The sequence below is a fragment of the Hymenobacter sp. UV11 genome (assembly GCF_004684095.1).
GTDB lineage: Bacteria > Bacteroidota > Bacteroidia > Cytophagales > Hymenobacteraceae > Hymenobacter.
Map to the genome: position 1 here is coordinate 450405 of NZ_SRII01000005.1, position 23424 is coordinate 473828.

Below are 23424 nucleotides of genomic sequence, written 5' to 3' on the forward strand. Positions count from 1 at the left end.
AGTCTTTATCTCCTACCTTTTACCGGCATAGTACCGGCCCAGGCTACGGAATGTCGAGGTATTTGTGGGTTTGCAAGGATACCTGCCAGCGCGGGTGGGCTTTCACGTAGTCGATGAGCGCGGGCGTCATGCGGGCGGCGCGGCTCCATTCGGGCTGCAAGTAGAGGCGGGTGGTGGGCGGCACCAGCGCGGCGTGCTCCTCGGCCCAGGCAAAGTCACTGTCGTTGAAGACGATGATTTTTAGCTCGTCGGCGTGGGCCAGCACGTCGGGGCGCGGGGCTTTGAATTTTTTGGGCGATACGCAAATCCAGTCCCAGTTGCCGGAGAGCGGGTGCGCGCCGCTGGTTTCAATCCAGGTCTGGAAGCCGGCCGCTTGCAGGGCTTTGGTTAGGGGTAGGCAGTCGTGCATCAGCGGCTCGCCCCCGGTGATGACGACGTGGCGGCCGGGGTACTCGCTGGCGGCGGCCACCAAGTCGGCCACCTGCTGGCGGGGGTGCGCGTCGGCGTCCCACGACTCCTTCACGTCGCACCACACGCAGCCCACATCGCAGCCGCCTAGGCGGATGAAGTAGGCTGCCCGGCCCGTATTAAACCCTTCTCCTTGAATAGTATAAAACTGCTCCATTACAGGAAGCATTGAATCACTCTTGGGCGAAGAGAGGACGGGTAGAGCCGTTAAAAAATCAGACACAGCAGACATAAGCAACATAAAAAAGGGCGCGACTTACGTCAACGCCCGAGGCGTGACCGGGGGTTCCGGTCACTCAAATTTACGAAGAGAATAGAGTAGCGCGAACTTTGTAGTTCGCGACCCAGAACGACCTTAGCGGCGCGGGGCCGCGAACTACAGAGTTCGCGCTACTACTTGGGATACACCGTGCCCTTGGCGGCGCGCAGCGTGTTCAGCAGCAGCATGGCGATGGTCATGGGGCCTACCCCCCCCGGCACGGGCGTAATGCGCGAAGCCAGCGGCGCCACCTCGGCAAAGTTGACGTCGCCCTTCAGGCTGTAGCCACTCTTCTTATTGGCATCCGTGACGCGGGTCGTGCCCACGTCGATAACCACCGCACCCGGCTTCACCATGTCGGCCGTCACGAACTCGGGGCGGCCAATGGCGGCCACGATGATGTCGGCCTGGCGCACGATTTCGGGCAGGTTCTTAGTACGGGAATGGCATAAAGTAACAGTGCAATTAGCCGTTTCCAAGTTCTTGGCCAGCAAGATGCTAACTGGCGTACCCACAATGTTTGAGCGGCCGATAACCACGCAGTGCTGGCCGCTGGTTTTGATGCCCTGCCGGGCCAGCAGCTCCACGATGCCGGAGGGGGTAGCGGGCAGCAGCGCGGGCAGGCCGGCCACCATGCGGCCCAGGTTCATGGGGTGAAAGCCGTCCACGTCCTTCTCGGGCCGGATGGCTTCGATGACCTTTTCTGCGTCGATATGCTTGGGTAACGGCAGCTGCACGATGAAGCCGTCGATGTCGGCGTCTTCGTTCAGGCGCTGCACCACGGCCAGCAGCTCGGCCTCGGTGATGTCGTCTTCGAAGCGCAACAGGGTGCTGGCGTAGCCCACGCGCTCGCAGGCGAGCACCTTGTTGCGCACGTAGGTTTCGGAGCCGCCGTCGTGGCCCACGAGCACGGCGGCCAGATGCGGCACCTTGCGGCCGGCGGCTTTCAGCGCCTCCACTTCGGCGGCGATTTCAACTTTGATTTCTTCGGCGGTTTGCTTGCCGTCAATGAGGTGCGGGGCAGTCTGGGGCATGGGGAAGATTAGGGAAATGACGAGTAGGTAGTAGCGCGAACTTTGTAGTTCGCGGCCCAGAACGACCACAGCAGCGCGGAAACGCGAACTACAAAGTTCGCGCTACTGCCCTACCGCATGGCGATGCCGGCCTGGGTGAGGCGTTGGTAAATGCCGGCCAGCAGCTCGCTTTTCAGGGCTTGCTCCTGGCGGATGTTATTTATCCAGAACAGCGCCTTGAGGTCGTAGCCGGTGGTGGTGACGTTGCTGAGCAGGATTTCGGGGGCGACTTTGTGCAGGGTGTTGGGGTTTTGTAAAATCTCCTCGCTGATGAGGCGGCGGGCTTCGGTGAGGTCGATGTCGGGGCCGAGGTTGAGGGCCAACTCGGTGCGGATGTGGTTGTTGCTGAGCGTCCAGTTGATGACGTGGTTGCTGAGCAGGTCGCCGTTGGGCAGGATGATTTCGGAGCCGGCCTGCGAGATAAGCTTGCTGGCGCGGATGCCAATGTCCTTCACGCGGCCCGTCTGGCCCTTCACCTCGATATAGTCGCCCACCTGAAATGGCCGCTCGAAGATGAGAATCACGCCCGACACCAGGTTGTTGATAATATTCTGCAAGCCCAGGCCGATACCAACACCTAAGGCACCCAGCACGATGGCAATTTTATCGACTGGCAGGCCCGAGGCCAGCGTGGCCAGAAACAGCCCTACCGCCAGAATAGCCAGCCGGATGGCTACCATCCAGGAGCCCTTGTAATCAGCTTCGGTGTTGAATTCGTCGTCGGCCTCCCCAAAGAAATAGCCCACGTATTTCTGAAGCTGAATAGTGAGGAAGATGATGCCCACAAACAGCAGGATGCTGCCCAGCGTGAACGTGGTGCTGCCCAGCAGGTGCGGGGTTGTGAGCGTGCGCTCGATGAGGCGGTAGAAGAGGTTGTAGAGGTTGAGGTTGGCCGTGAACAGCATCAGCCAGAGCACGCCCACTACTACGGTGAGGCTCTTGCGCAGGCCGCTCTCGATTTTATCGAAGCCCAACCGGCCGCTCGCGGCGCCGGCCGTGCGGCTGCGCTGCACTTGCAGGTAAAACGCCTCCGTAACGATGCGTACGAAGGCCGACAGCGCCACCACCTGCGTGAGGCCAAAGATGGCCGTGGTGGTAAACATCTTGGCCAGGCTCACGCGGCCGTAGGCATCGGCCAGGCCGGCCAGCGCGTTCAGGCCCATGAAGAGCAGCGCCACGGGCTGCACGAAGCCCGCCAGCACCCGGTGCGCCCGCAGGTAGCGCCAGAAGCGCCAGCCCAATGCCACCGCGCCCGCGTTGAGCAGCAGCATGGCCCAGCGCACGCCCAGCCCCGGCGCCCGCTGGGCATAGGTCACGTTGAGCACAAAAAACGCCACCACAATGGCCACCCAGTACCAGAACAATGGCCGCGGCCAGCTGCGCCAGCCCAGCACCGTGAGCGTCACGAGCAGCAGTAGCTGCAGCAAATCGGTGTAAGTAGCGGGCGGCTGCAAGTCAAAAAACGGGGCCAGGCTGAACACCACCAGCAGCGCCGCCGCCACCGGCACCGGCCGCAGGTAGTGCAGGCGGTGCTCGGGCAGCACCAGCGGCACGGGGGCTACGGCGGCGTTCCCTACCCCCTCGGCGGCGGCCGGCCGCAGGGCCCGGAAGTTGCGAAAAACCCAGCCGAAGAACCCGCCGAACAGCACCACCATCCAGACCCAGTAATCCCAGTGCTCGGCAAAGTAGTAGCCCACCAGCGAGCGCTGGGCGGCGTACGACTGCCGCACCAGGGCGCTCGTCTGCTCATCGGCCACGATGCGGCCGGGCTGCCACAGCGGCGGCAGCTCGGCCTGGCGGTTGGCGCGGTTGAAGCGGCCCATTTGCTCGCGCAGCACGTCTTGCAGCTCCAGGCCCTGGATGTAGGCCTCCGATACCCGCGTTTGCAGGCCCGTTACGGTATGGCGGCGGCGGGCCAGCAGCTCGGTGGCGCGGGTTTGCTTAGTGCGCAGGCGGGCCAGCGCCCGGCCGATGGCCGTGGTAGCGGGGGGTAGGGCGGCGGTGGGCGGCAGCTGGGTGGCCAGCGTATCGAGCCGGGCCTGCGTGGCGATTAGCTGCTGGCTGCTGGCGGCCAGGGCCGTGCGCCAGGCGCCGAGCTGCTCCTGCATATCGGCCAGCAGCACGCGGTACATCTGCAGCTGCTTCACGTCCACCACGTCGGCGTACTGCTCGAAATTCTGGCGGATGATTTCGAGGTTTTCCTCCACCTGGGGCAGGTCGTCGCTCAGGTCCTGGGTATCGGCGTTGCGGCGGGCCGCCCCGTTGATGCGGCTCAGCGTGAAATAGGCTTTCTCTATGCGCTGGGCCAGCGAATCGGGCAGCACGGGGGGGGTAGGGCGTGCTTTAGTGCGGGCGGCGGCCCGCGCCGGGGCCTGCGCTACTGCCCTTACCCCTACCTGGCTCAGTAGTAAGCACGCCAGCAGCAACCGAAAACGCAAGGCAAAAACTGATAAACGCATTCAAAGTCTTTAGATGAAACAGTATCTTAGCCAGCAATTTTGACTACCCTTTTACTCTCTATGAAGCACTACTTTACTGTCCTAAGAAAATACGCAAGCGTCGAAGGAAGAGCCAGCCGGGCCGAATACTGGAATTTTCTGCTTTTTAATTATATCGTATCTTTTATTCTGGCAATTATTGAAGCCCGCGTGCATACCCATTTCATTGTTATAACTTATGCGGTAGCCATGTTTTTACCAGGCTTGGCCGTTGGAATGCGCAGAATGCATGACTTAGGGAAATACGGTATTTATGCCTTAATTCCGGTTTATAGCCACCTGCTGGCCTGTTTTCCAGGCAGCAAAGGTGCCAACGCCTATAATTTCCACCCCCAACGCTAACAGGCTTCAAGAAGCATTGACGTCGGGCACTTTCTCACTGACTATTTCACCAAAAAGCGCGGCCCCTTTCGGAGCCGCGCTTTTAGTATCAGTCAATTTTAAGCACCGCCAGAAACGCTTCCTGCGGGATTTCCACCGAGCCCACGGTACGCATCCGTTTTTTGCCCTCCTTCTGCTTTTCGAGCAGTTTGCGCTTGCGGCTGATGTCGCCGCCGTAGCACTTGGCAATCACGTTTTTGCGCAGCGCCTTGATGGTTTCGCGGGCAATGATTTTTTGCCCGATGCTGGCCTGAATGGCGATGTCGAACATCTGGCGGGGTAGCAGCTCGCGCAGCTTTTCGCAGAGGCGGCGGCCCCATTCGTAGCTTTTCGAGCGGTGCACGATGGCCGAGAGAGCATCTACCTTCTCGCCGTTCAGCATCACGTCGAGCTTCACCATGTCCGACTCGCGGAAGCCAATCAACTCATAATCAAGCGAGGCATAGCCGCGGCTGATGGTTTTGAGCTTATCGAAGAAGTCGAACACGATTTCGGACAGCGGCAGCTCGAAACTCATCTCCACGCGCTCGCTGGTGAGGTAGCTCTGGCCCTTGATGATGCCGCGCTTCTCCATACAGAGCGTGATAATCGGCCCCACGTACTCGGAGGCGGTGATAATCTGCGCTTTAATGTAGGGTTCCTCGATGTGCTTAATCAGGTTCGGCTCGGGCATTTCGCTCGGCGCGTTGATGGTCAGCAGCTGGTCCTTAGTGCCGGTGGCGTGAAACTGCACGCTCGGTACGGTGGTAATCACCGTCATGTTGAACTCGCGCTCCAGGCGCTCCTGCACGATTTCCATGTGCAGCATGCCCAAAAAGCCGCAGCGGAAACCGAAGCCCAGCGCCACGCTGGTTTCGGGCTCCCAAACCAGCGAGGCATCGTTGAGCTGCAGCTTTTCCATACTGCTGCGCAGCTCCTCGTACTCGGTGGTATCGACCGGGTAGATGCCGGCAAATACCATCGGTTTCACGTCGGCAAAGCCCTGAATGGCCTCGGCCGTGGGGTTGTGCACGTGCGTGATGGTGTCGCCCACCTTCACCTCGCGCGCTTCCTTAATGCCCGAGATGAGGTAGCCCACGTTGCCGGCACTCATCACCTGGCGCGGCTCCTGGTTGAGGCCCAGGATACCGATTTCGTCGGCGCCGTACTCCTTGCCCGTGGCCATAAACTTCACCTTGTCGCCCTTGCGCATGGTGCCGTTTTTGATGCGGAACAGGACTTCAATGCCCCGGTAAGAATTGAAAACCGAGTCAAAAATCAACGCTTGCAACGGCGCCTCGGGGTCGCCTACCGGCGCCGGAATCCGCTCACAGATGGCGTTCAAAATAGCCTCAATGCCGATGCCGGCCTTGCCCGAGGCGTGGATAATGTCCTCCGGCTTGCAGCCGATGAGGTCCACAATCTCGTCGGTCACTTCCTCCGGCATGGCGTGCGGCAGGTCGATTTTATTGAGCACCGGAATAATTTCCAGGTCGGCCCCGATGGCGAGGTACAGGTTGGAAATCGTCTGGGCCTCAATACCTTGCGACGCATCCACAATGAGCAGCGCGCCCTCGCAGGCGGCGATGCTGCGGCTTACTTCGTAGCTGAAGTCAACGTGGCCGGGGGTGTCAATCAGGTTCAGCGTGTAGGTTTCCCCTTTGTAGGGAAACTGCATCTGGATGGCGTGGCTCTTGATGGTGATGCCGCGCTCGCGTTCCAGGTCCATGTTATCGAGCAGCTGGGCCTGCATGTCGCGCTTGGCCACGGTGCTCGTGAACTCGAGGAGCCGGTCGGCCAGGGTGCTTTTACCGTGGTCGATGTGGGCAATGATGCAAAAATTACGAATATTCTTCAACGGAGGGCGGTTTTTAGCACTGCGAAGATACGGCCGTTTTGCGGCGGCACGTATGTTTGGGGTGCGCCCTACCCCTTCCTTTTCCCACCATGCCCCCTGCCCTGCCCCATACCTCCCCTGCCACCAGCCCGAGCGCGCGGGGCAAGTTTAGCAAGCTCTTTCTCAACGCCACGGCCTGCTACCTGCTGGCCTGGCTCGTCGTCAATTTCATCGACCAGGCGGCGCAGATGCTTATGGCGCGGCGAGCCTACGTGCCGGGCCGCTGGGACTACCCCACCCGCGTGGCCTGGGGCCTGGTGGGGCTAGGGCTGCTGGCCTGGCGCTGGCCACGCCGGTGGCCTTTCGGTAGCGGGCGGGCTAGGCGGTGGCCAGGGCGCGGTAGTCGGTGGGCGTCATGCCTTCCATTTGGCGGAACATGCGGGTGAAATACGCCTGGTTGTTGAACCCCGCCCGGAAGCAGATTTCCGTGATGCTGAGCGCCGGGTTTTGCAGGCACTGCTTGGCCAGGCGCATCCGCTCCTTAATAATATACTCCAGCGGCGACAGGCCAAACTCCTGCCGGAAGGCCCGGTGGAAACTGGCCTGGCTCATGTGCACGCGCTCGCTGAGGGCAGTAATGCTGATTTTTTCGGCAATATGCTCCTTAATGTACTGCAAAATGTGGGCAAAGCGGTTGGACGTGGCCAGCGCCGGGCCCTGGGTTTCCAGCTCGTGCAGGCTCTGGGTTTGCATGAGGCGCAGCACCAGCTCCTTCACCGTGAGGTCGGCCAGAATATCCTTGTTGCGCGACGAGTCGAAACCGATGCGCACCAGCTTGTAGAGCAGCGCCGTGATGTCGGCGTTGTTGTAAAACCGGTATTGCTGGAAGCCAAAGGTCCATTTGCCGGCTTCCGTTTTGGGGTAAAACTCGTTCAGGTAATTAACCGTGTCGATGATTTGCAGGCGGTCAATGGCCAGGGCCACGCATTGCGTGGGGGTAGTGGCCGAGGCCTCCGGAAAATCGATGACCATTTTCAGGTTGGGCGGCACCACCATGGTGTGGCCCGGCAGGTAGTTAATTCCTTCTTTATCAAATAGGTGCATGACCTTTTTGCCGCGCAGCATATTGGTCAGCACCAGGTCGCTGTACGACTGCGTGACCTGGGCCGTTTGCACGTGGGTTTCCAGAATGCTGAGCTCATATCTCTCCAGCGTTTGCACCCGGCGGTGGTCGATGAGCGTGTCTAGTGCGGCGAGGGGGGGTAGGGCAGCCTGGGGCAACAAATCGGGAAGTAGCATGGGGCAAAAGCTTCAGAAACAAGCCGGCAAAAACGAGCTGCAGGCGCCGAAAAAGCCCGAAAAAAGGCTTATGCAGGTAATATGAGCGGATACTGCCACTGATTGACAGGATTCTGCAAGCCCTCCGAAAAGGGGCCTTCTACCTTTGCTGACCTATTCAACAAGGCAAAAAAACGGGCGGCGGGCCGGGCTTTCTCACGCAGTACCAACCGCGTGAGCCCGCCCGATTTGGCCGCACAGGCAGACGTATGCGCACTCCCGAAAACCACGAGCTGGCCGCTGACTTACAGCGCAACCTTCAGCTGATTATGCAGGAAAACGACCACCTCACGCAGCAGCTCAACTTTGAGCAGCTCGCGGCCGTGGTGCCGCTGCTGCAACAGGCCGAGCGGGTGTTTGTTGCCGGCGCGGGCCGCACCGGGCTGGCCCTCAAAGCCGCCGCCATGCGCCTGATGCACCTGGGCCTGACGGTGTTTGTGATGGGCGAAACCACTACCCCGGCTATCCGCAAAGGCGACTTGCTGCTGGTGGGCTCGGGCTCGGGCACCACGAGCACCATTGTGAAAGCGGCCGAAAAAGCGCAGGCCGCCGGGGCAAAAGTGGTGGCTATTTCGACCACCACCGACTCGCCGCTGGCGGCGCTGGCTACGCTGGTAGTGGTGGTGCCCGCCGCCCAAAAGCAAGACCACGGCGGCAGCCTCTCGCAGCAGTACGCGGGCAGCCTGTTTGAGCAGTCGGTGCTGCTGCTCACCGATGCCCTCTTCCAGACCCTGTGGGCCCTCGACGGCACGCCGGCCGAAGAGCTGTGGAAGCGCCACGCCAACCTGGAATAAGCATGTAAAACGGAGTGGCACTCCGTTTCCTACCCCCTACGCGAAACGGAGTGCCACTCCGTTTTACACTTACTTACAGAACCTCCATCACATGGCTAAGTTACAAGTTGCAATCGACCTACTGAGCACAAAGGAAGCCCTCGAACTGGCGGCCAAAGTGGCTCCTTACGTAGACATTATCGAGCTGGGCACCCCGCTCATCAAGAGTGAAGGCCTGGCCGTGATTAAGGCCATGAAGGCCGCGCACCCCGACAAGCTGGTGTTTGCCGATTTCAAGACCGCCGACACTGGCGAGCTGGAAGCTGGCATGGCTTTCGGCGCGGGTGCTGACCTGGTTACCATTCTGGGCTCGGTAGATGACGCTACCGTAATCGGGGCCGTGAAGGCCGCCAAGGAGCACGGCAAGGGCGTGGTAGTAGACACCATCGGCGTGAAGGACCGCGTGAAGCGCGCCCAGGAAGTGAGCAAGCTCGGCGTTGAGTTTGTGGAGCTGCACGCCGGCCTCGACGAGCAGGCCCAGCCCGGCTACTCCATCCAGGTGCTCATCGACGAGGCCAAGCGCGCCGGCGTACCCGTGTCCATCGCGGGCGGCGTAAATATTGACACCATTGCCGCCGTGAAGGCTGCCGGCGTGGCCGTAGCCGTAGCCGGTGGTGCCATCTACGGCGCCAAAGACCCCGCCGCAGCCGCCAAGGCCCTGCGCGAGGCGCTCGACGCCGCGTAGGCTGCTGCTACCGCACAAATTCAAAAGAGGCCCTGGCAAGTTGCCAGGGCCTCTTTTCGTACCTTGCTTTTTCATCAACTCCCGCAGCTGCCCGGCCAAAGCTGCCGCCGGCAATGCTCCCAGCAGCCATGTTCCCCCCCTACCAACAAGATTTTTTAGCCCAACTCGACTTTACCCTACCCCCGGCTTACCTGGCCTATTTGTTTGCGTCGGAAAGCACCTATCAATTTGGTAGGGCTTACCTCATTGAGGCCGACGAGCTGCTGCAATTCAACGCCGACCACGACGCCGCCGAGTTTTATCCGGGCTATTTTCTGATTGGTGCCCATGAGGGGGAAGCCTTTGCTATGGAGAAGGCTACCGGGCGCTTTGTTGAAACCCCACTCATCGGCCACGACGAGGAAACTCCCATCATCCTGGGCCTCACGTGGCCCGAGTTTCTGGAGTATTTGCAAGCTGAATATTCCTAGCCTCCTACCCCCCTGGCCACGGCCAACCCCGCCGGGGCGTTGTGGTGCGCGGCGGGCAGCAGCGTGGCAGCAGGTAGTACCTTTGAATACGTAAAAACACTTCATTCGGGGCCAGCGCTGGTCCGTATTGAAGTGAAACCTCGCCCTACTTCCCTACCCCATGCATCCCGCCCCAACTGCCCCGTACAAACCGAAAAACCACGTTCGTATCGTCACCGCCGCCGCGCTGTTCGACGGCCACGACGCGGCCATCAACATCATGCGCCGCATCATTCAGAGCAGCGGCGCTGAGGTGATTCACCTGGGTCACAACCGCTCGGTGCAGGAAATCGTGGACTGCGCCATTCAGGAAGATGCCCAGGCCATTGCCATCACCAGCTACCAGGGCGGGCACAACGAGTACTTCAAGTACATGCACGACCTCTTGAAGGAGCGCGGCGCGGGCCACATCAAGCTTTTCGGCGGGGGCGGCGGCGTCATTCTGCCCACCGAGATTGCCGACCTCATGGACTACGGCATCACCCGCATCTACTCGCCCGATGATGGCCGCGCGATGGGCCTGCAGGGCATGATTAACAACCTATTAGAGCAAGCCGACTTCCCCACCGGCCAAAATCTGAACGGCGAGGCTGGCCACGTGAAGGAAAAGGACGCCCGCAGCATCGGCCGCCTGATTTCGGCGGCGGAAAACTTCCCCGAGGAGTTTGAGCGGGTGAAGTCGCAGTTGGGGCTGGCGACGTTGGCCGGTCCGACGGCGCAGCCGGCCGACCGGTTGCCGTTGAACGGTGACGTTGAGACGGCGGCCCAGGCGGCGCTGACGACAACCGGTCGGCCGGCTGCGCCGTCGGACCGGAGCAACGCCCCTATTCTCGGCATTACCGGCACGGGCGGCGCGGGCAAGTCCTCGCTGGTGGATGAGCTGGTGCGGCGCTTCTTAATGGACTTTACGGACAAGACCATCGCCATCATTTCCGTAGACCCCAGCAAGCGCAAAACGGGCGGCGCGCTGCTCGGCGACCGGATTCGGATGAATGCCATTAACTCGCCGCGGGTGTATATGCGCAGCCTGGCCACGCGCCAGAGCAACCTGGCCTTGAGCAAGTACGTGCAGGATGCGGTGGACGTGGTGAAGGCCGCCAACTACGACCTCATCATTTTGGAAACCAGCGGTATCGGGCAGTCCGACACCGAGATTATCGAACACTCCGACGCCAGCCTCTACGTGATGACGCCCGAGTACGGCGCGGCCACGCAGCTGGAGAAAATCGACATGCTCGATTTTGCCGACGTCATTGCCCTCAATAAGTTCGACAAGCGTGGGGCGCTGGATGCCCTGCGCGACGTGCGCAAGCAGTACCAGCGCAACCACGGCCTATGGGACACGCCCACCGACCAGATGCCCGTTTTCGGCACCATTGCCTCGCAGTTCAACGACCCCGGCATGAACCGCCTGTACCGGGCGGTGCTGAAGATGCTGGAAACCAAGACGGGCGCCACGTTCAACTCGCATCTGGAAACCAGCACGTCGGACTCGGAGAAGATTTACATCATCCCGCCGCACCGCACGCGCTACCTCTCCGAAATTGCCGAAAGCAACCGCGCCTACGACCAGCGCGTGCGCGAGCAGGCCCACATTGCCGAAGTAGCCGGCGCCTTCGCCAAGCTCGAAGAGCACTACCGCGCCGATAAAACCAGCCCGGCCGGCACCGTGGAGGAGTTCAGCAAGAACAAGCAAACCCAGCTGCGCCGCCTCGATGCCGACAGCCAGGCCATTCTGGAAAACTGGGAAGCCACGCTGCAAAACTACCGCAACCCCGAGTACGTGTACGCGGTGCGCGGCAAAGAAATTCGGGTCAAGACGCACACTAAGTCGCTTTCTGGCAATGCGATACCCAAGATTGCCGTGCCGCGCTACACCGGCTGGGGCGACCGCTTGCGCTGGGCCATGCAGGAGAATTTCCCCGGCGAGTTTCCCTACACGGCGGGCGTGTTTCCCTTCAAGCGCGAGGGCGAAGACCCCACCCGCATGTTTGCCGGCGAGGGGGGGCCGGAGCGCACCAACCGCCGCTTCCACTACGTGAGCATGGGCCTGCCGGCCAAGCGCCTGAGCACGGCCTTCGACTCGGTGACGCTGTATGGCGAAGACCCCGACCACCGGCCCGACATCTACGGCAAAATCGGCAACGCGGGCGTGAGTATCGCCTGCCTTGACGACGCCAAGAAGCTCTACTCAGGCTTCAACCTGGCCAACCCCAGCACATCGGTTTCAATGACGATAAACGGCCCGGCGGCCACGCTGGCGGCGTTTTTCATGAATGCCGCCATCGACCAGCAGTGCGAGCTCTACATTCAGGAAAACGGCCTGGAAGCGGAAACTGACGCCAAAATCGACGCCATCTACGCGGCCATCGGTCAGCCCCGCCCTCGCTACCAGGGCGAGCTACCGGCCGGCAACGACGGCCTGGGCCTGCGCCTGCTCGGCGTGACTGGCGACCAGGTCCTACCCCCCGACGTGTACGCAACCATCAAGGCGCGCACGCTGACGCAGGTGCGCGGCACCGTGCAGGCTGACATTCTCAAGGAAGACCAGGCGCAGAATACCTGCATCTTCAGCACCGAGTTTGCCCTGCGCCTGATGGGCGACGTGCAGGAATATTTCATCACGGAGAAGGTGCGCAACTTCTACTCCGTCAGCATTTCGGGCTACCACATTGCCGAGGCCGGGGCCAACCCCATCACTCAGCTGGCCCTCACGCTGAGCAACGGCTTCACGTTTGTGGAATACTACGTGAGCCGGGGCATGAGCGTGAACGACTTCGCGCCGAACCTGAGCTTCTTCTTCTCCAACGGCATCGACCCCGAGTACGCCGTGATTGGGCGGGTAGCGCGCCGCATCTGGGCCAAAGCCATGAAGCTGAAGTACGGCGCCGACGCCCGCAGCCAGATGCTGAAGTACCACATCCAGACCTCGGGCCGCAGCCTGCACGCCCAGGAAATCGACTTCAACGACATCCGCACCACGCTGCAGGCGCTGTACGCCATCTACGACAACTGCAACTCACTGCATACCAATGCCTACGACGAGGCCATCACTACCCCCACCGAGGAGAGCGTAAGACGCGCCATGGCCATTCAGCTCATCATCAACCGCGAGCTGGGGCTGGCCAAAAACGAAAACCCGCTGCAAGGCTCCTTCATCATCGAGGAGCTGACTGAGCTGGTGGAAGAGGCGGTGCTGCTCGAATTTGACCGCATCACGGAGCGCGGCGGCGTGCTCGGGGCCATGGAAACCATGTACCAGCGCGGTAAAATTCAGGAGGAAAGCATGCACTACGAGATGCTGAAGCACACGGGCGAGTACCCCATAATAGGAGTAAATACCTTCCTCTCGTCCACGGGCTCGCCCACGGTGGTACCGGCCGAGGTCATCCGCGCCACGGAGGAGGAAAAGCAGTACCAAATCGACATGCTCACCCTGCTGCACCAGCGCAACGCCACCGAAACGCCGGCACGCCTCAAGCAGCTCCAGCAAGTGGCTGTGGCCAACGGCAACCTATTTGACGAGCTGATGGAAACGGTGAAATTCTGCTCGCTCGGGCAGATTACGAACGCGCTGTTTGAGGTGGGTGGGCAGTACCGACGCAATATGTAACTTGCGGCTATGGCTTACACCGATTTTACCGTCTTTGATTTACGACAGCAGTTCGACATCCATTTTCGGGCAGAAGACCTTTTTCCGGAAGTAGCGTCGATTGAGCCGAGCCAGTGGTTGCAACAGTCGCTTAGAATCGGGCAGGAAGTGGGCTTTAATAGTGAAAAATCACGTTCGGAGCGCTTGGTAACACCCGTGTTGCTGGAGTTGTGCGAGCGCAACAAACGGGCTTTTTCCATCTATTCGGGGATGAACCTCGATATTGACCCCGCCCACGGCTTGCGTGGCGAGTGCGATTTCATCTGCTCCTTTAGTCGCATCCAGGATTTCATTACCGCCCCGATTTTTTGTATTGCCGAGGCAAAAAAGCAAGACCTGGAACAAGGGACTATTCAATGTTCAGCGCAACTAATCGGCGCCCGAAAGCTGAATGAGTTGGAAGGCAATGCCCCCACTACGCTCTATGGCTGCTCTACAACGGGCATAGAATGGCGCTTTCTTAAGTACGAGCATAATGAGATTGTGCTGGATAAAAAGCGTTACCTAATAAGCGAATTAGCCTTATTGCTTGGCGTATTACAGACAATTCTTGACCTTTCGAGCAAGCAGTTGGCAACATTCCCGAGCTACTAAAAATGGTGCAAACTTGCTCATTCACGGTGGTGTCAGCCGAAGTCATCCGCACCACGGAGGAGGAAAAGCAGTACCAAATCGACATGCTCCAGCTGCTGCACCAACGCCACGCCACCGAAACGCCGGCACGCCTCAAGCAGCTCCAGCAAGTGGCCGTGGCCAACGGCAACCTGTTTGACGAGCTGATGGAAATGGTGAAATTTTGCTCGCTCGGGCAGATTACGAACGCGCTGTTTGAGGTCGGCAGGCAATACCGGCGGAATATGTAGTACTGTAAAATCTGGCCATATTATCACATAATATTCAGTTCAAGTAACAATCATCGTATGAGGTTCTTTCTTAGCAAAGCCAAGGTATTAGATGAATTTGTAGGAGGCTTACAAAATCATTTCTACGATGATAAGGAAACGATTATTTTTGATTCAAACCTTTTTCATCGGTTCAAGAAGATACATCATTTATATAATACAATTGATGTAGAAAAAGAGCTCAATAGACCTGACTACGCTCTTGCTATACTTTCCCCTGAATATTTGCAAGACGAATGGCTAAAAGCTGAACTTACTAGCTTGTTCATAATAGAGCAGTATAGACAGTCTGCATTTGTAATACCTGTAATAGCAGATGGCGTATCCAACGAGCAAATACCAAGGTATATTAAGGATGCCAAATTAGAAGTAATTGACATTCGTGGTCAATCACTTCAAGACGGAGTTTTTAAAGTAGCTACCCATTTGTCCAGTTTAATACCAGATAGCAGAAAGGTATTTATAGGGCATGGTCGCTCACACGCTTGGGTAGGTCTTAGAGATTTACTTACGGATAGATTTCATTTACCATTCGGTGAATTCAATAGTGAACCTAGAGCTGGGTACAGCACAAAGGAGGTATTAGTTAAAATGCTGAATGAAGCAAAGTTTGCCTTTCTAGTAATGACCGCAGAAGATAGGCACGCAGACGAAAAATTACATGCTCGCGAAAATGTAATTCATGAAATAGGTTTATTTCAGGGACATTTAAGTTTTGAAAAAGCCATTATTTTATACGAAGACGGGTGCGAAGAATTTAGCAACATAACTGGATTAACTCAAATTCGATTTCCTACAGGAAATATAGAAGCAGTTTCTGAGAAAATATACAAAGTCTTGCAAAGAGAAGGCTTAGTTACTTAATGCTCAAACTGGCGCGAATTTTGGCGCAGCCGTAACTCGCGTCCCCCGTCCTCTCCACCCTGCCTTCCCAACCTCGGGAGGGCAGGGTGTTATGCGTAACGGGGCTCCGCTACTCCAAGCCGCTGCAAGCTTCGGCAGCAGCTTTAGGTGCTTCCGGAGCTTGCAGCGGTAGTGCAGGGATTTGGCCGGGGTTAGAGCAGTTTCTAAGTTAGTGTACCCGCCGGGGTGTAGCGCGAACTTTGTAGTTCGCGTCCCCGCGCCGTTAAAGCAGTTCGAACGGCGCGGGGACGCGAACTACAAAGTTCGCGCTACTGTACACCAGCTTGGAAACTGCGCTAGTACGTCAGTTAGCCAATCGGGCGGGAAAAGCGCCTTGCACAGCCCTTTCCCTCCCGATTGGTAGCCGGTTTCCGGCTGCTACGCCCCGTGGCACTTCTTGTACTTCTTGCCGCTGCCGCAGGGGCACGGGTCGTTGCGGCCGATTTTGGCCTGTACTGGCTGGGGCTGTGGGCGGGCCATGTCGCGCCGAACCTGGGCGTACTTCGCCTCCTGCTGGGCCCGTCGGCGGGCAATGCCGGCCGCGTCGGGGTGAAAGGGCGAGTAGCTATTGGGGTCGTCGCGCAGCTCTTGGTAGCGGATGAAGATGTCGGGGGAGGGTAGCGGCGAATATGCCTTGTCGAAGGCAATGTCATCGGCCCCGCCGCTGATGCTCTCATCCACAAAGCCCAGGCGGTGCAGCTCCCGCATTTCGGGCTCCAGCTCGCGCAGGCCCGCTTCCTGCACATCGGCCAGCAGCAGCCCCAGGTAGTCTTCCAACTCGTAGCTGTACATCCCCGTATCGGCCGGGAAAAGCTGCTTCGCCTGGTCGGCGTGCGTAACGATATGGCGCAGGTAACGCTGCAAAAACGCGCTGATGGCTGGCCGCAGCTCGGGCTGCGCCCTAAGTAGCCGCGCAATAGCACTGGAGACTACCAGCCGGTGCTGAAGAATCAGTTCCTTGTCTTCCAGCAGGGCCAGCAGCTCGGGCAGGCGTGTGTGGCCGGCGTGGGCCAGCAGGTTTGGCACGTCCTCAAACAAATCATCTCCAAACCAGAATTCGGTGCCTTCCGAGTCGAGACGAAGAAAGCGGCGGTACACGTCCAGGGCCTCGGGAGCTTGCAGCTCGTGCAGCAGGTAGAGGGCGTGCAGGAAGTGGTAATTGCCCAGCCAATTATCGCCCAGCAACTCGTCGTCCAGAAAGCCATCCAGCGTGGTGCCGGTTATTTTCAGCAGCTCGGGCACGGCCTTTTCCGGCCCTAGCGCCAGTATCTCGCGCAGCACCGCATCGTCAATAAAGTAGTCACGCTCATAGAGCCGCTCAAATACCGGGTAGGCAAAAGTGGGTTGAGTCATTATAAAAATATGGTTTGGGAAAAGGGGTGCGGCGCGGCCGCCCAGGCAAATATCAGTGGTGGGAGCTGACGCTGAAAAAGCGGCAGCCTTTGCCGCAGACCGAGTAATTGCCGGCGCAGGTCTTCCGCATTAACAACGGCCTGCTCAACGGGGCAGTCAGGCCGTGGGGATAGTAGGCTAGGAGACGCTTGACGCGCAGAAGCTCGAAAATGAACTGGTGGCCATGCCTGCCTATATGCCACGCACCAGGGGTGCCAGAAGCTATTGCTGAAATACTGCTCGACCTGGCGCATTTGCGGGGTGAGTTAACGCGACAATCGCCAGCGCGTGAGCCGGGTGTTATAGCTTAGCATGTAGTTTCCTGATTTTATGTCACCGGTGAAAATGCGCTTGCTGCAATCCCTACCCCTTCTGGCTGCCACGCTCCTGCTGGCTGGCCCCGCGGCCACGGCCCAAACTACTAGCGTGTGGCACAACAAGCAGTGCGCCGTAGTGCTGACCTATGACGATGCCATCGACGCCGACCTCGACCGCGTGGTGCCGGCCCTCGACTCGCTGAAGCTGCGGGGCACTTTTTACCTCATTGGCTCGGCGCCGGCGGTAGCCAAGCGGCTACCCGAGTGGCGGCGGGCCGCCCAGCGCGGGCACGAGCTGGGCAACCACGCGCTGTTTCATCCCTGCGACGGCAGCCTGCCGGGCCGCGCCTTCGTGACGCCCGACAACGACTTGAGCAAGTACACCGTGGGCCGCGCCGTGGCCGAAATAAGGGCCAATAACACGCTGCTCAACGCCATCGATGGCAAAACGGCCCGCACCTTCGCCTACCCCTGCGGCGACCGACAGATTGGCGGCGTGAATTTCTACGACCAGCTCAAGCCCGATTTTGTGGCGGCCCGCGGCGTGACTGGGGGCCTGCAAACCGCTGCGCAAGTAGACCTTAGCAACGTGGACTGCTACGCGATTAATGGCCAGAACGGCCAGTATATGATTGACCTGGTGAAGCAGGCGCAGCAGTCACACACGCTGCTGGTGTTTCTGTTTCACGGGGTAGGCGGCGGCCACAGCCTGAATGTGGACCTGGCCGCGCATCGGCAGCTATTACGCTACCTCAAGGCGCACGAGCGGGACATCGATATTGCGCCGCTGGTGGAGGTAGCGGAGCGTATTCAGGCCTATCAGCAGGATAGCGCGGCGCGCAAGTAAGGACCTCTCACTTTTTTTAGTATTTTACTGGTTATCAGCGTATTATTAACTTGCCAATAGTGCGGTTTTTCGGATACATCTGGGTTGGCTCATAACGCAAAGAGGCCGGAATGTAAGTTATACATTCCGGCCTCTGCAACTTGGTGCAGCACCTACCTACAGCTTGTCGGCGCGGTGGTTATACTCTTTAAATATCTGGCCTACTGCCACGTACACTTTATCCTTGTCTTTGTTGAATACGTCGCCGTCGGTGAGGCCCGAGGCATAGCCCTGCCACACTGCTTCGCCCTTTTTGCGGTCAATCATCTGCACCAGGATGCTTCCCCGGTCGAGCTTCACCTTTTGCTTGTCGTTGAAGGCATACGACTCGCTAGTATCCCAGTAGCCCGCGCCCAGGCTGCTAGTGCTGGTGATTTCGGTGGGCTGGTCGAAGGAGCGGAAATTCATTACCAAATCGCCGCCGGTGGGCTGGTATGTGTAGCCCCGAGAGGCCATTTCGTGCTCTACAGCGTCGCGTATCATGCCTTTGAACAGCAAGTCGTTCAGAAATAATGAGCCGTTTTGGGAGTTAGATACCTGCGAGGCCCACGAGTACGTTTTGTACTTGGTGAAATCGACGCCGTCGGTGGTATTATCAATGACCCCGTTGCCGGCCATATCGGTGGCTTGGCCACGCTGGTCGCTACCGACCGTGACGCCCGATTCGCTGGCGCAGCCGCCGGCTAGTAGAGCAAAGATAGTAAGTAAGAGGAAGGAGTGCGGTGCTTTCATGGCGTTATATTAATTGGTGTAATAGCAATGGGTAATAAGCACTTGTGCAACACAGCAGCAAGCACTCAATTTTACGCTAAGCACACGCCAGGGTTATTTATTTATCACTCCAGCGCCCATATAAGCCGAATTTTGCACCAACGTTGCGGGTTTTTTGCACTACCTGTTTTCATACTTATTCCAAGTATAGCGTTCGCTTATCGCCTCGCTCATTAAAACTATTACAAGAAAAGGGTTTGCTATTTTTCCTCTTTGCTGTGCCACTGAATAGCGAAGTAGCCGCAAGGCCCCGCACCGGTATTCGTGAAGGCGTGAGGCACGTTGGCCCGTAGCAGCACCACGTCGCCGGCAGCGGCGGGATGCGCGGTTTTATCAATTAAAATCTGGCCGCGGCCCTGGGTCATCAGGATAAGCTCCTCGGCCCGGTGGGTGTGGGGCGGGTGGCTGGCCAGGCCGGCATTGAGCACGGTGGCGTGCACGTCGAAGCGCGAAAACATGGACGAGGGCCGGTCGAACACCGGCCGGGTTTCGCCTTTGCCAGTTTTAATGAGCCGGAAGGCGGGCCAGTCGCGCACAAACGTGCCGCCCGCCGCCTGGCCCCGCGCCGCATCGGGCGCCTCTACCGCCTTGAATTTCAAGACCCAGTACTGCGCCGGGGCGGCACTGGCATTACGCAGCGCGGGCTGCTCGCCGGCCATCGTCAGCAGCACGCCGCCGGGGCCCAGCGTCCGGGCCGAGTCGCGCACGGTGGCGGCCAGCTGGCCGGCCTGCACAATGAGCAGCTCTTCGGCCCCGCCGGGCCGGGCGCGACTGGCCTGCCCGGCCGGTAGCGTCACGGTGGTTATTTCCAGCTCTTGCAGGTCCAGGGTGCGGCCTTTGAGCAGGGGTAGGGCTGTGACTTGGGCGCTGGGCCGGGCCGCGAGTGGCGCGTGATACACGGCCGAGGGCAACGAATCGGAGGGCAGGGCCTGGCTGGTAATAGCCAGCGTGGCCAGCCCGAGTAGGGAGAGCTGCATGGGGGTAGGCGGGGTGGGAAGGTGACGAGGAACTACTTGACTACTACTTGCGGTGGGTGGGCGAAGTACTGCCAGGCGCTTTCAGCCTGCTCCTTGGTGCAATGGCCGTTGAAGACGAGCAGGCGGTAGTGCAGGGCGTAGGAGCGGCCGGGTATGAGGGGCCAGGCCTTGGTTTTGGTGGGTGAAAAGCTGGCGAACACGTCGCCGCGGCCATTCTGGTCTTCGGGCCAGATGCGCAGCGGCTCGGGGTAGTTGTAGTTGGTGGGCGCCGACAGCAGCACCACGCCGCCGTAGTCGCCGGGGCCGAGCTGGCCCTGCACCACGCACCAGCGGGCGGTGGTGCCATCGGCCGTGCGGCGGGTTTTGCCGGCCGAGGTCAGCACCTCGCTGTTGCCTTTGGTCCACTGCGCGGTGGCGCGCCAGCCCAGGCCGCCGTAGCGGTAGGCCAGCAGCGTTACCGGGCTGGCCGTGGCGCAATTGAGCTGAATGCTGAGGTCGACCAGATAGGTATCGGGGCCGGCGGGCTGGTACACGCGCACGGTTTGTACCTCGTGGAGAGCAGTTTTTTCGGGGCGATTTTTCGGGAAGGCCACGTGGGTTTGCAGTACGCTATACTCGCCATAAACGGAGCCACTGGTGGTAGCCAGCACGTTGGCAAATCGCACGGTACCCTTGTGGTCGCCCAGGTTCCAGAAATCTACCGTGTCGCCTTCGAAAAGCACGTGCGTCCAGGGGTTCCAGAGGCCGTAGTGGTGGTAGTGGTCGGGGGCCTGAATGCGGGTCAGCTCCTGGCCGTGGGGCGACCACAGCGGATGCACAAACCCGCTGCGCCGGAAGGCCGAGTCGATGCCCGCCGGCGGGTACACCGTGCGGTAGTTGTAGCGCAGCAAGTTGCGGCGGCCAGCCCGCACCAGCAGCCCGCCCGCCTCGTCGGCCACTTGCATCGTAGCCAGGGGGGTAGGGCGGGCGGCGGGCACGCGCCGCAGCTCATACGTGCGCGTTATGGGTGCGGCACTGGGCGCGGCCAGCCAGTGCAGCACCCGTGCGGAGCCGGGCTCCACCTGGATGGGCACCACAAGGCGGGCCGCCCCGCGCACCTCCACCAGCTGCACCGCCGAGTCGGGTAGCAGCGTGAGGGCGTCGAGGCTGGTGCTCAGCGGAATAGCCAGGCCGCCCGTGGGGTAGGGCAGCGCCACGCGCAGCGTGGCCAGGCGCTGCGCCCCGGCCGGGCTGCTGACTATTATCAGCAACGCCAGCAACCAACCAATCGGCTTCAGCTGGCTATTCATCAAAATGTTACGTGCGGCGTGGTGTAGGCCCAGCCCAGGGCCTTGAGCATGGTATCGGGCTTACCAGTGAGGTGCGTGGCGTGGGCAAGAACCAGGGTGTGCAGGTCGAGGCCCTTGTACTTGCGCGCTTGCAGCAGCTGCACCAGGCGCTGGTAGGGCTCCTTCTGGCCGGGCGTTTCCAGCTCGCCCACTTCCAGAAACACGTGCACCGGCAGCTCACCGTGCAGGGCGTGGTAGGCTTTTTCGATGTCGAAGATTTTGCCGTTGTCATAGCCCAGGGCCGGGCTGCCGAGCAGGATATTCTGAAATAAGGTTGGCTTCTGAAACAGCACGTAGGCCCCAAACAGGCCGCCCAGCGAGTAGCCGTAGTAGGTGCGCCGGGCGGGGTCGGCGTGGTAGGTGGTTTCTATCAGGGGAAATAGCTCCTGCTCGATGAAGGCCAGAAACGCCGGGGCGCCGCCGCTGCCGGGCCGGTCGGGCAGGGCGGTGGGCGTGAAGTCGCGGGTGCGCTGGTTGCCGGACGAACCGATGGGGCCGCCGTCGCCGATGGCCACCACCAGCGGCTCGGCAATGTGGTACTCGGCCATGAGCAGGCCCAGGTATTCGAGGGTGGGCGCGAAGTCGTTGTCGCCATCGACCACGTAGAGCACCGGGTACGTTTTGGCCGCCGCGGCGTCGTAGCCGGCCGGCAGGTGCACGTACACATCATAGGGGTGGCCGGCGGCTTTCGACTGGATGACGCGGTGCTCGGAGCCGGGTATCGTGACCGGGGCCGGCTGCTGAGCATGGGCCGGTGGCCCCAACGCCAGGACCAGGCCAGCGCCCAGCAGAATGAGTTGCAGTGAGCGTTTTAGGAGAGACAATGCAGCAGGCATAACAGGAAAAAGGAGCCTGCGCCGGCAAGTGCCGGCGCAGCGATTATTGTTGCGCTTATCCCTCTTTTGCCAGCGCAAATGGGGGGTAGGGAAGGCTTAAGTATGGCAAGCTACGAGCGCCAACGAGGCTTTTGGTAACATTTCAACTTTATCAACTATCACAAACGTTTGCATCTGCTATTATTACATTTATTTGATAATCAGTAATTTATACTTAAAACGCTTTTTCTATCTTTCGCCCAGATTGGGCCCCGCTGGCGGCCGCATCGCATCCCTACTTTTCCCACCCTACCCCCCTCTTCACGTATGAAGAAACCACTACTCCTGCTACCGCTGGTGGCGGCGCTCGGCAGTCCTTTTACCCTGCTGGCCCAGGTAAATCCGGCCTACGAAGTGGCTACCTGGCGGCAATTCAAGCCGGCAGCCATTTCGTATACCCTGGACGATAATACCAGCAACCAGCTGCCGGTGGCCATTCCGCTGTTTGACAAATACGGCTTCAAGACTACCCTATTTACGGTCACGAACTGGGCGCCCAACTGGGCGGGCCTGCGCGCGGCCTCGGCCAACGGCCATGAGGTGACGAGCCACACCGTGTCGCACCCCAGCCTGGGCACCATCCCGGTGGCTCAGCAGGTGACGGAGCTGCAACAATCGCAGGCACTTATCAAAGCCAACGTGCCCACGGCCAAGTGCGAAACGGTAGCCTATCCCAATTGCAGCCTCGGCGATGTGCCGACCATCCAGACGTATTACCTGGCCGGGCGCGTGTGCAGCGGCGCTATTATGCCCAGCTCGCCCCCCGATTTTTATAACTTGAGCGCCATCATCACCGGCAGCACGGGCACGATAACCACGGCCGCCGCGATGAACGCGAAAATCGAGCTGGCGAAATCCTCCAAGGGCTGGTGCGTGTTTCTAACGCACAGTATCGATAACGACGGCGGCTACTCGCCGACCCAGTCGACGGAGCTGGCGGCGCACCTGGCCTATACGAATACCAACATCGCCGATTACTGGGTGGCTACTTTTTCGGATGTGGTAAAGTACATCAAGGAGCGCAACGCCCTGGCGGTGGCCGAAGCTACGGTATCGGCCGATGCGCTCGACCTGACGGTGACGGACAACCTGCCCGATGCCGTGTACAACGTGCCGGTTACGGTGCGCCGGCAGCTGCCGGCTACCTGGCCGAACGCGGCTATTACGCTGGGCACAACGCCAGTTCCTGCGACCATTACCACGGTGGGCACAGTTAAATACCTGGTGTTTGATGTGGTGCCCGACCAGGGCCCGCTGCGGCTAACCAAAGCGGCCGCGCTGGCTGCTACCCAGGGCGCGGCGGCCGTCGCCACCAGCACCTGGCCAAATCCATTCGTTGACCAAACTACGCTGGCCGTGGCCGGCCGCTTCCACTTCGCCGTGTACTCGATTGAAGGCAAGCTGGTAGCGTCGGGCGAGGGCACCGATACCGTGCAGGTTGGCGGCCAGTTGGCGGCAGGGGCTTATTTAGTGAAAGTCAGCCAAGGTGGGAAGGCCAGCAGCTCAACTATTATCAAAAAATGACGGGCGCCGGGCCAGTTGGCCGGGGGTAGGGCCGGCT

At 59.8% G+C, this 23424-nt stretch carries 21 protein-coding genes; 11 read left to right on the forward strand and 10 right to left on the reverse strand.

Annotated elements, in window-relative coordinates:
* Nucleotides 1-43 precede the first annotated feature (43 nt).
* From E4631_RS11680 to E4631_RS11690, 3 genes are all read right to left on the reverse strand, one after another.
* Entirely contained in the window at nucleotides 44-625 is a 582-nt protein-coding gene (locus tag E4631_RS11680; RefSeq protein ID WP_133655234.1) for a 7-carboxy-7-deazaguanine synthase QueE, read from the reverse strand.
* Nucleotides 626-861: 236 nt separating this feature from the next.
* Complete coding sequence (gene folD / locus E4631_RS11685; protein ID WP_133655233.1) at nucleotides 862-1761, reverse strand: bifunctional methylenetetrahydrofolate dehydrogenase/methenyltetrahydrofolate cyclohydrolase FolD; 900 nt, start codon at nucleotides 1759-1761, stop codon at nucleotides 862-864.
* A 110-nt stretch (nucleotides 1762-1871) separates the two neighbouring features.
* Nucleotides 1872-4238: a mechanosensitive ion channel domain-containing protein gene (locus E4631_RS11690; RefSeq protein WP_133655232.1), complete on the reverse strand. Its 2367-nt coding sequence runs from the start codon at nucleotides 4236-4238 to the stop codon at nucleotides 1872-1874.
* 81 nt (nucleotides 4239-4319) lie between these two features.
* Between E4631_RS11690 and E4631_RS11695 the strand changes: the two genes are divergently transcribed.
* A complete protein-coding gene (locus E4631_RS11695) occupies nucleotides 4320-4640 on the forward strand; it encodes a DUF805 domain-containing protein (protein WP_133655231.1) in 321 nt (106 codons plus the stop codon).
* Between the two features lie 88 nt (nucleotides 4641-4728).
* Here the strand turns inward: E4631_RS11695 and lepA are convergent, their stop codons facing one another.
* Complete coding sequence (gene lepA / locus E4631_RS11700; RefSeq protein ID WP_133655230.1) at nucleotides 4729-6516, reverse strand: translation elongation factor 4; 1788 nt, start codon at nucleotides 6514-6516, stop codon at nucleotides 4729-4731.
* Nucleotides 6517-6605: 89 nt separating this feature from the next.
* Here lepA and E4631_RS11705 point away from each other — a divergent pair, with 89 nt between their 5' ends.
* A complete protein-coding gene (locus tag E4631_RS11705; RefSeq protein ID WP_135318607.1) occupies nucleotides 6606-6941 on the forward strand; it encodes a hypothetical protein in 336 nt (111 codons plus the stop codon).
* On the opposite strand, the gene E4631_RS11710 is transcribed toward E4631_RS11705, so the two are convergent.
* Entirely contained in the window at nucleotides 6874-7794 is a 921-nt protein-coding gene (locus tag E4631_RS11710; protein WP_133655229.1) for an AraC family transcriptional regulator, read from the reverse strand. The genes E4631_RS11705 and E4631_RS11710 overlap by 68 nt on opposite strands.
* 248 nt (nucleotides 7795-8042) lie before the next feature.
* Between E4631_RS11710 and hxlB the strand changes: the two genes are divergently transcribed.
* The 7 genes from hxlB (at nucleotide 8043) to E4631_RS11745 (ending at nucleotide 15278) form a co-directional block, all read left to right on the forward strand.
* Nucleotides 8043-8627: a 6-phospho-3-hexuloisomerase gene (hxlB, locus tag E4631_RS11715; RefSeq protein ID WP_133655228.1), complete on the forward strand. Its 585-nt coding sequence runs from the start codon at nucleotides 8043-8045 to the stop codon at nucleotides 8625-8627.
* Nucleotides 8628-8718: 91 nt separating this feature from the next.
* Nucleotides 8719-9351, forward strand: a complete 633-nt coding sequence (gene hxlA / locus E4631_RS11720) for a 3-hexulose-6-phosphate synthase (RefSeq protein ID WP_070747476.1) — start codon at nucleotides 8719-8721, stop codon at nucleotides 9349-9351.
* 128 nt (nucleotides 9352-9479) lie between these two features.
* The gene (locus tag E4631_RS11725; RefSeq protein ID WP_133655227.1) at nucleotides 9480-9821 is read left to right on the forward strand and encodes a hypothetical protein; all 342 of its coding nucleotides are present in this window, start codon (nucleotides 9480-9482) and stop codon (nucleotides 9819-9821) included.
* Nucleotides 9822-9981: 160 nt separating this feature from the next.
* Nucleotides 9982-13473 carry a methylmalonyl-CoA mutase family protein gene (locus E4631_RS11730; protein ID WP_133655226.1) on the forward strand — a complete coding sequence of 1164 codons (3492 nt, stop codon included), beginning with the start codon at nucleotides 9982-9984 and terminating at the stop codon, nucleotides 13471-13473.
* Between the two features lie 9 nt (nucleotides 13474-13482).
* Nucleotides 13483-14106 carry a hypothetical protein gene (locus E4631_RS11735; RefSeq protein WP_133655225.1) on the forward strand — a complete coding sequence of 208 codons (624 nt, stop codon included), beginning with the start codon at nucleotides 13483-13485 and terminating at the stop codon, nucleotides 14104-14106.
* A 2-nt stretch (nucleotides 14107-14108) separates the two neighbouring features.
* Nucleotides 14109-14375 (forward strand): methylmalonyl-CoA mutase, encoded by a 267-nt coding sequence (locus E4631_RS11740; protein WP_133655224.1) that lies wholly within the window; start codon nucleotides 14109-14111, stop codon nucleotides 14373-14375.
* 57 nt (nucleotides 14376-14432) lie between these two features.
* On the forward strand, nucleotides 14433-15278 hold the full coding sequence (locus E4631_RS11745) for a TIR domain-containing protein (protein ID WP_133655223.1): 846 nt from the start codon (nucleotides 14433-14435) through the stop codon (nucleotides 15276-15278).
* A 417-nt stretch (nucleotides 15279-15695) separates the two neighbouring features.
* Here the strand turns inward: E4631_RS11745 and E4631_RS26260 are convergent, their stop codons facing one another.
* Entirely contained in the window at nucleotides 15696-16670 is a 975-nt protein-coding gene (locus tag E4631_RS26260; RefSeq protein WP_205704231.1) for an SEC-C metal-binding domain-containing protein, read from the reverse strand.
* Nucleotides 16671-17039: 369 nt separating this feature from the next.
* Here E4631_RS26260 and E4631_RS11755 point away from each other — a divergent pair, with 369 nt between their 5' ends.
* Nucleotides 17040-17873, forward strand: a complete 834-nt coding sequence (locus E4631_RS11755; protein WP_205704232.1) for a polysaccharide deacetylase family protein — start codon at nucleotides 17040-17042, stop codon at nucleotides 17871-17873.
* A 156-nt stretch (nucleotides 17874-18029) separates the two neighbouring features.
* Here E4631_RS11755 and E4631_RS11760 read toward each other — a convergent pair whose 3' ends face one another.
* The 4 genes from E4631_RS11760 to E4631_RS11775 form a co-directional block, all read right to left on the reverse strand.
* Nucleotides 18030-18644 (reverse strand): DUF4136 domain-containing protein, encoded by a 615-nt coding sequence (locus tag E4631_RS11760; RefSeq protein WP_133655222.1) that lies wholly within the window; start codon nucleotides 18642-18644, stop codon nucleotides 18030-18032.
* A gap of 239 nt (nucleotides 18645-18883) precedes the next feature.
* Nucleotides 18884-19660: a cupin domain-containing protein gene (locus E4631_RS11765; protein WP_133655221.1), complete on the reverse strand. Its 777-nt coding sequence runs from the start codon at nucleotides 19658-19660 to the stop codon at nucleotides 18884-18886.
* Between the two features lie 32 nt (nucleotides 19661-19692).
* On the reverse strand, nucleotides 19693-20949 hold the full coding sequence (locus E4631_RS11770; RefSeq protein WP_133655220.1) for a PmoA family protein: 1257 nt from the start codon (nucleotides 20947-20949) through the stop codon (nucleotides 19693-19695).
* Nucleotides 20949-21812: an alpha/beta hydrolase gene (locus tag E4631_RS11775; RefSeq protein ID WP_166647903.1), complete on the reverse strand. Its 864-nt coding sequence runs from the start codon at nucleotides 21810-21812 to the stop codon at nucleotides 20949-20951. Before E4631_RS11775 ends, E4631_RS11770 begins: the two co-directional genes overlap by 1 nt.
* 318 nt (nucleotides 21813-22130) lie before the next feature.
* On the opposite strand from E4631_RS11775, the gene E4631_RS11780 reads away from it, so the two are divergent.
* Complete coding sequence (locus E4631_RS11780) at nucleotides 22131-23387, forward strand: polysaccharide deacetylase family protein (RefSeq protein ID WP_133655218.1); 1257 nt, start codon at nucleotides 22131-22133, stop codon at nucleotides 23385-23387.
* Nucleotides 23388-23424: the final 37 nt, after the last annotated feature.

What these genes read in the sequence shown, in the direction of transcription:
- E4631_RS11680 (WP_133655234.1), bottom strand. Translation starts at nt 625, where the DNA reads ATGGAGCAGTTTTATACTATTCAAGGAGAAGGGTTTAATACGGGCCGG.
- folD (WP_133655233.1), bottom strand. Translation starts at nt 1,761, where the DNA reads ATGCCCCAGACTGCCCCGCACCTCATTGACGGCAAGCAAACCGCCGAA.
- E4631_RS11695 (WP_133655231.1), top strand. Translation starts at nt 4,320, where the DNA reads ATGAAGCACTACTTTACTGTCCTAAGAAAATACGCAAGCGTCGAAGGA.
- E4631_RS11705 (WP_135318607.1), top strand. Translation starts at nt 6,606, where the DNA reads ATGCCCCCTGCCCTGCCCCATACCTCCCCTGCCACCAGCCCGAGCGCG.
- E4631_RS11710 (WP_133655229.1), bottom strand. Translation starts at nt 7,794, where the DNA reads ATGCTACTTCCCGATTTGTTGCCCCAGGCTGCCCTACCCCCCCTCGCC.
- hxlB (WP_133655228.1), top strand. Translation starts at nt 8,043, where the DNA reads ATGCGCACTCCCGAAAACCACGAGCTGGCCGCTGACTTACAGCGCAAC.
- hxlA (WP_070747476.1), top strand. Translation starts at nt 8,719, where the DNA reads ATGGCTAAGTTACAAGTTGCAATCGACCTACTGAGCACAAAGGAAGCC.
- E4631_RS11725 (WP_133655227.1), top strand. Translation starts at nt 9,480, where the DNA reads ATGTTCCCCCCCTACCAACAAGATTTTTTAGCCCAACTCGACTTTACC.
- E4631_RS11730 (WP_133655226.1), top strand. Translation starts at nt 9,982, where the DNA reads ATGCATCCCGCCCCAACTGCCCCGTACAAACCGAAAAACCACGTTCGT.
- E4631_RS11735 (WP_133655225.1), top strand. Translation starts at nt 13,483, where the DNA reads ATGGCTTACACCGATTTTACCGTCTTTGATTTACGACAGCAGTTCGAC.
- E4631_RS11740 (WP_133655224.1), top strand. Translation starts at nt 14,109, where the DNA reads ATGGTGCAAACTTGCTCATTCACGGTGGTGTCAGCCGAAGTCATCCGC.
- E4631_RS11745 (WP_133655223.1), top strand. Translation starts at nt 14,433, where the DNA reads ATGAGGTTCTTTCTTAGCAAAGCCAAGGTATTAGATGAATTTGTAGGA.
- E4631_RS26260 (WP_205704231.1), bottom strand. Translation starts at nt 16,670, where the DNA reads ATGACTCAACCCACTTTTGCCTACCCGGTATTTGAGCGGCTCTATGAG.
- E4631_RS11755 (WP_205704232.1), top strand. Translation starts at nt 17,040, where the DNA reads ATGTCACCGGTGAAAATGCGCTTGCTGCAATCCCTACCCCTTCTGGCT.
- E4631_RS11760 (WP_133655222.1), bottom strand. Translation starts at nt 18,644, where the DNA reads ATGAAAGCACCGCACTCCTTCCTCTTACTTACTATCTTTGCTCTACTA.
- E4631_RS11765 (WP_133655221.1), bottom strand. Translation starts at nt 19,660, where the DNA reads ATGCAGCTCTCCCTACTCGGGCTGGCCACGCTGGCTATTACCAGCCAG.
- E4631_RS11770 (WP_133655220.1), bottom strand. Translation starts at nt 20,949, where the DNA reads ATGAATAGCCAGCTGAAGCCGATTGGTTGGTTGCTGGCGTTGCTGATA.
- E4631_RS11780 (WP_133655218.1), top strand. Translation starts at nt 22,131, where the DNA reads ATGAAGAAACCACTACTCCTGCTACCGCTGGTGGCGGCGCTCGGCAGT.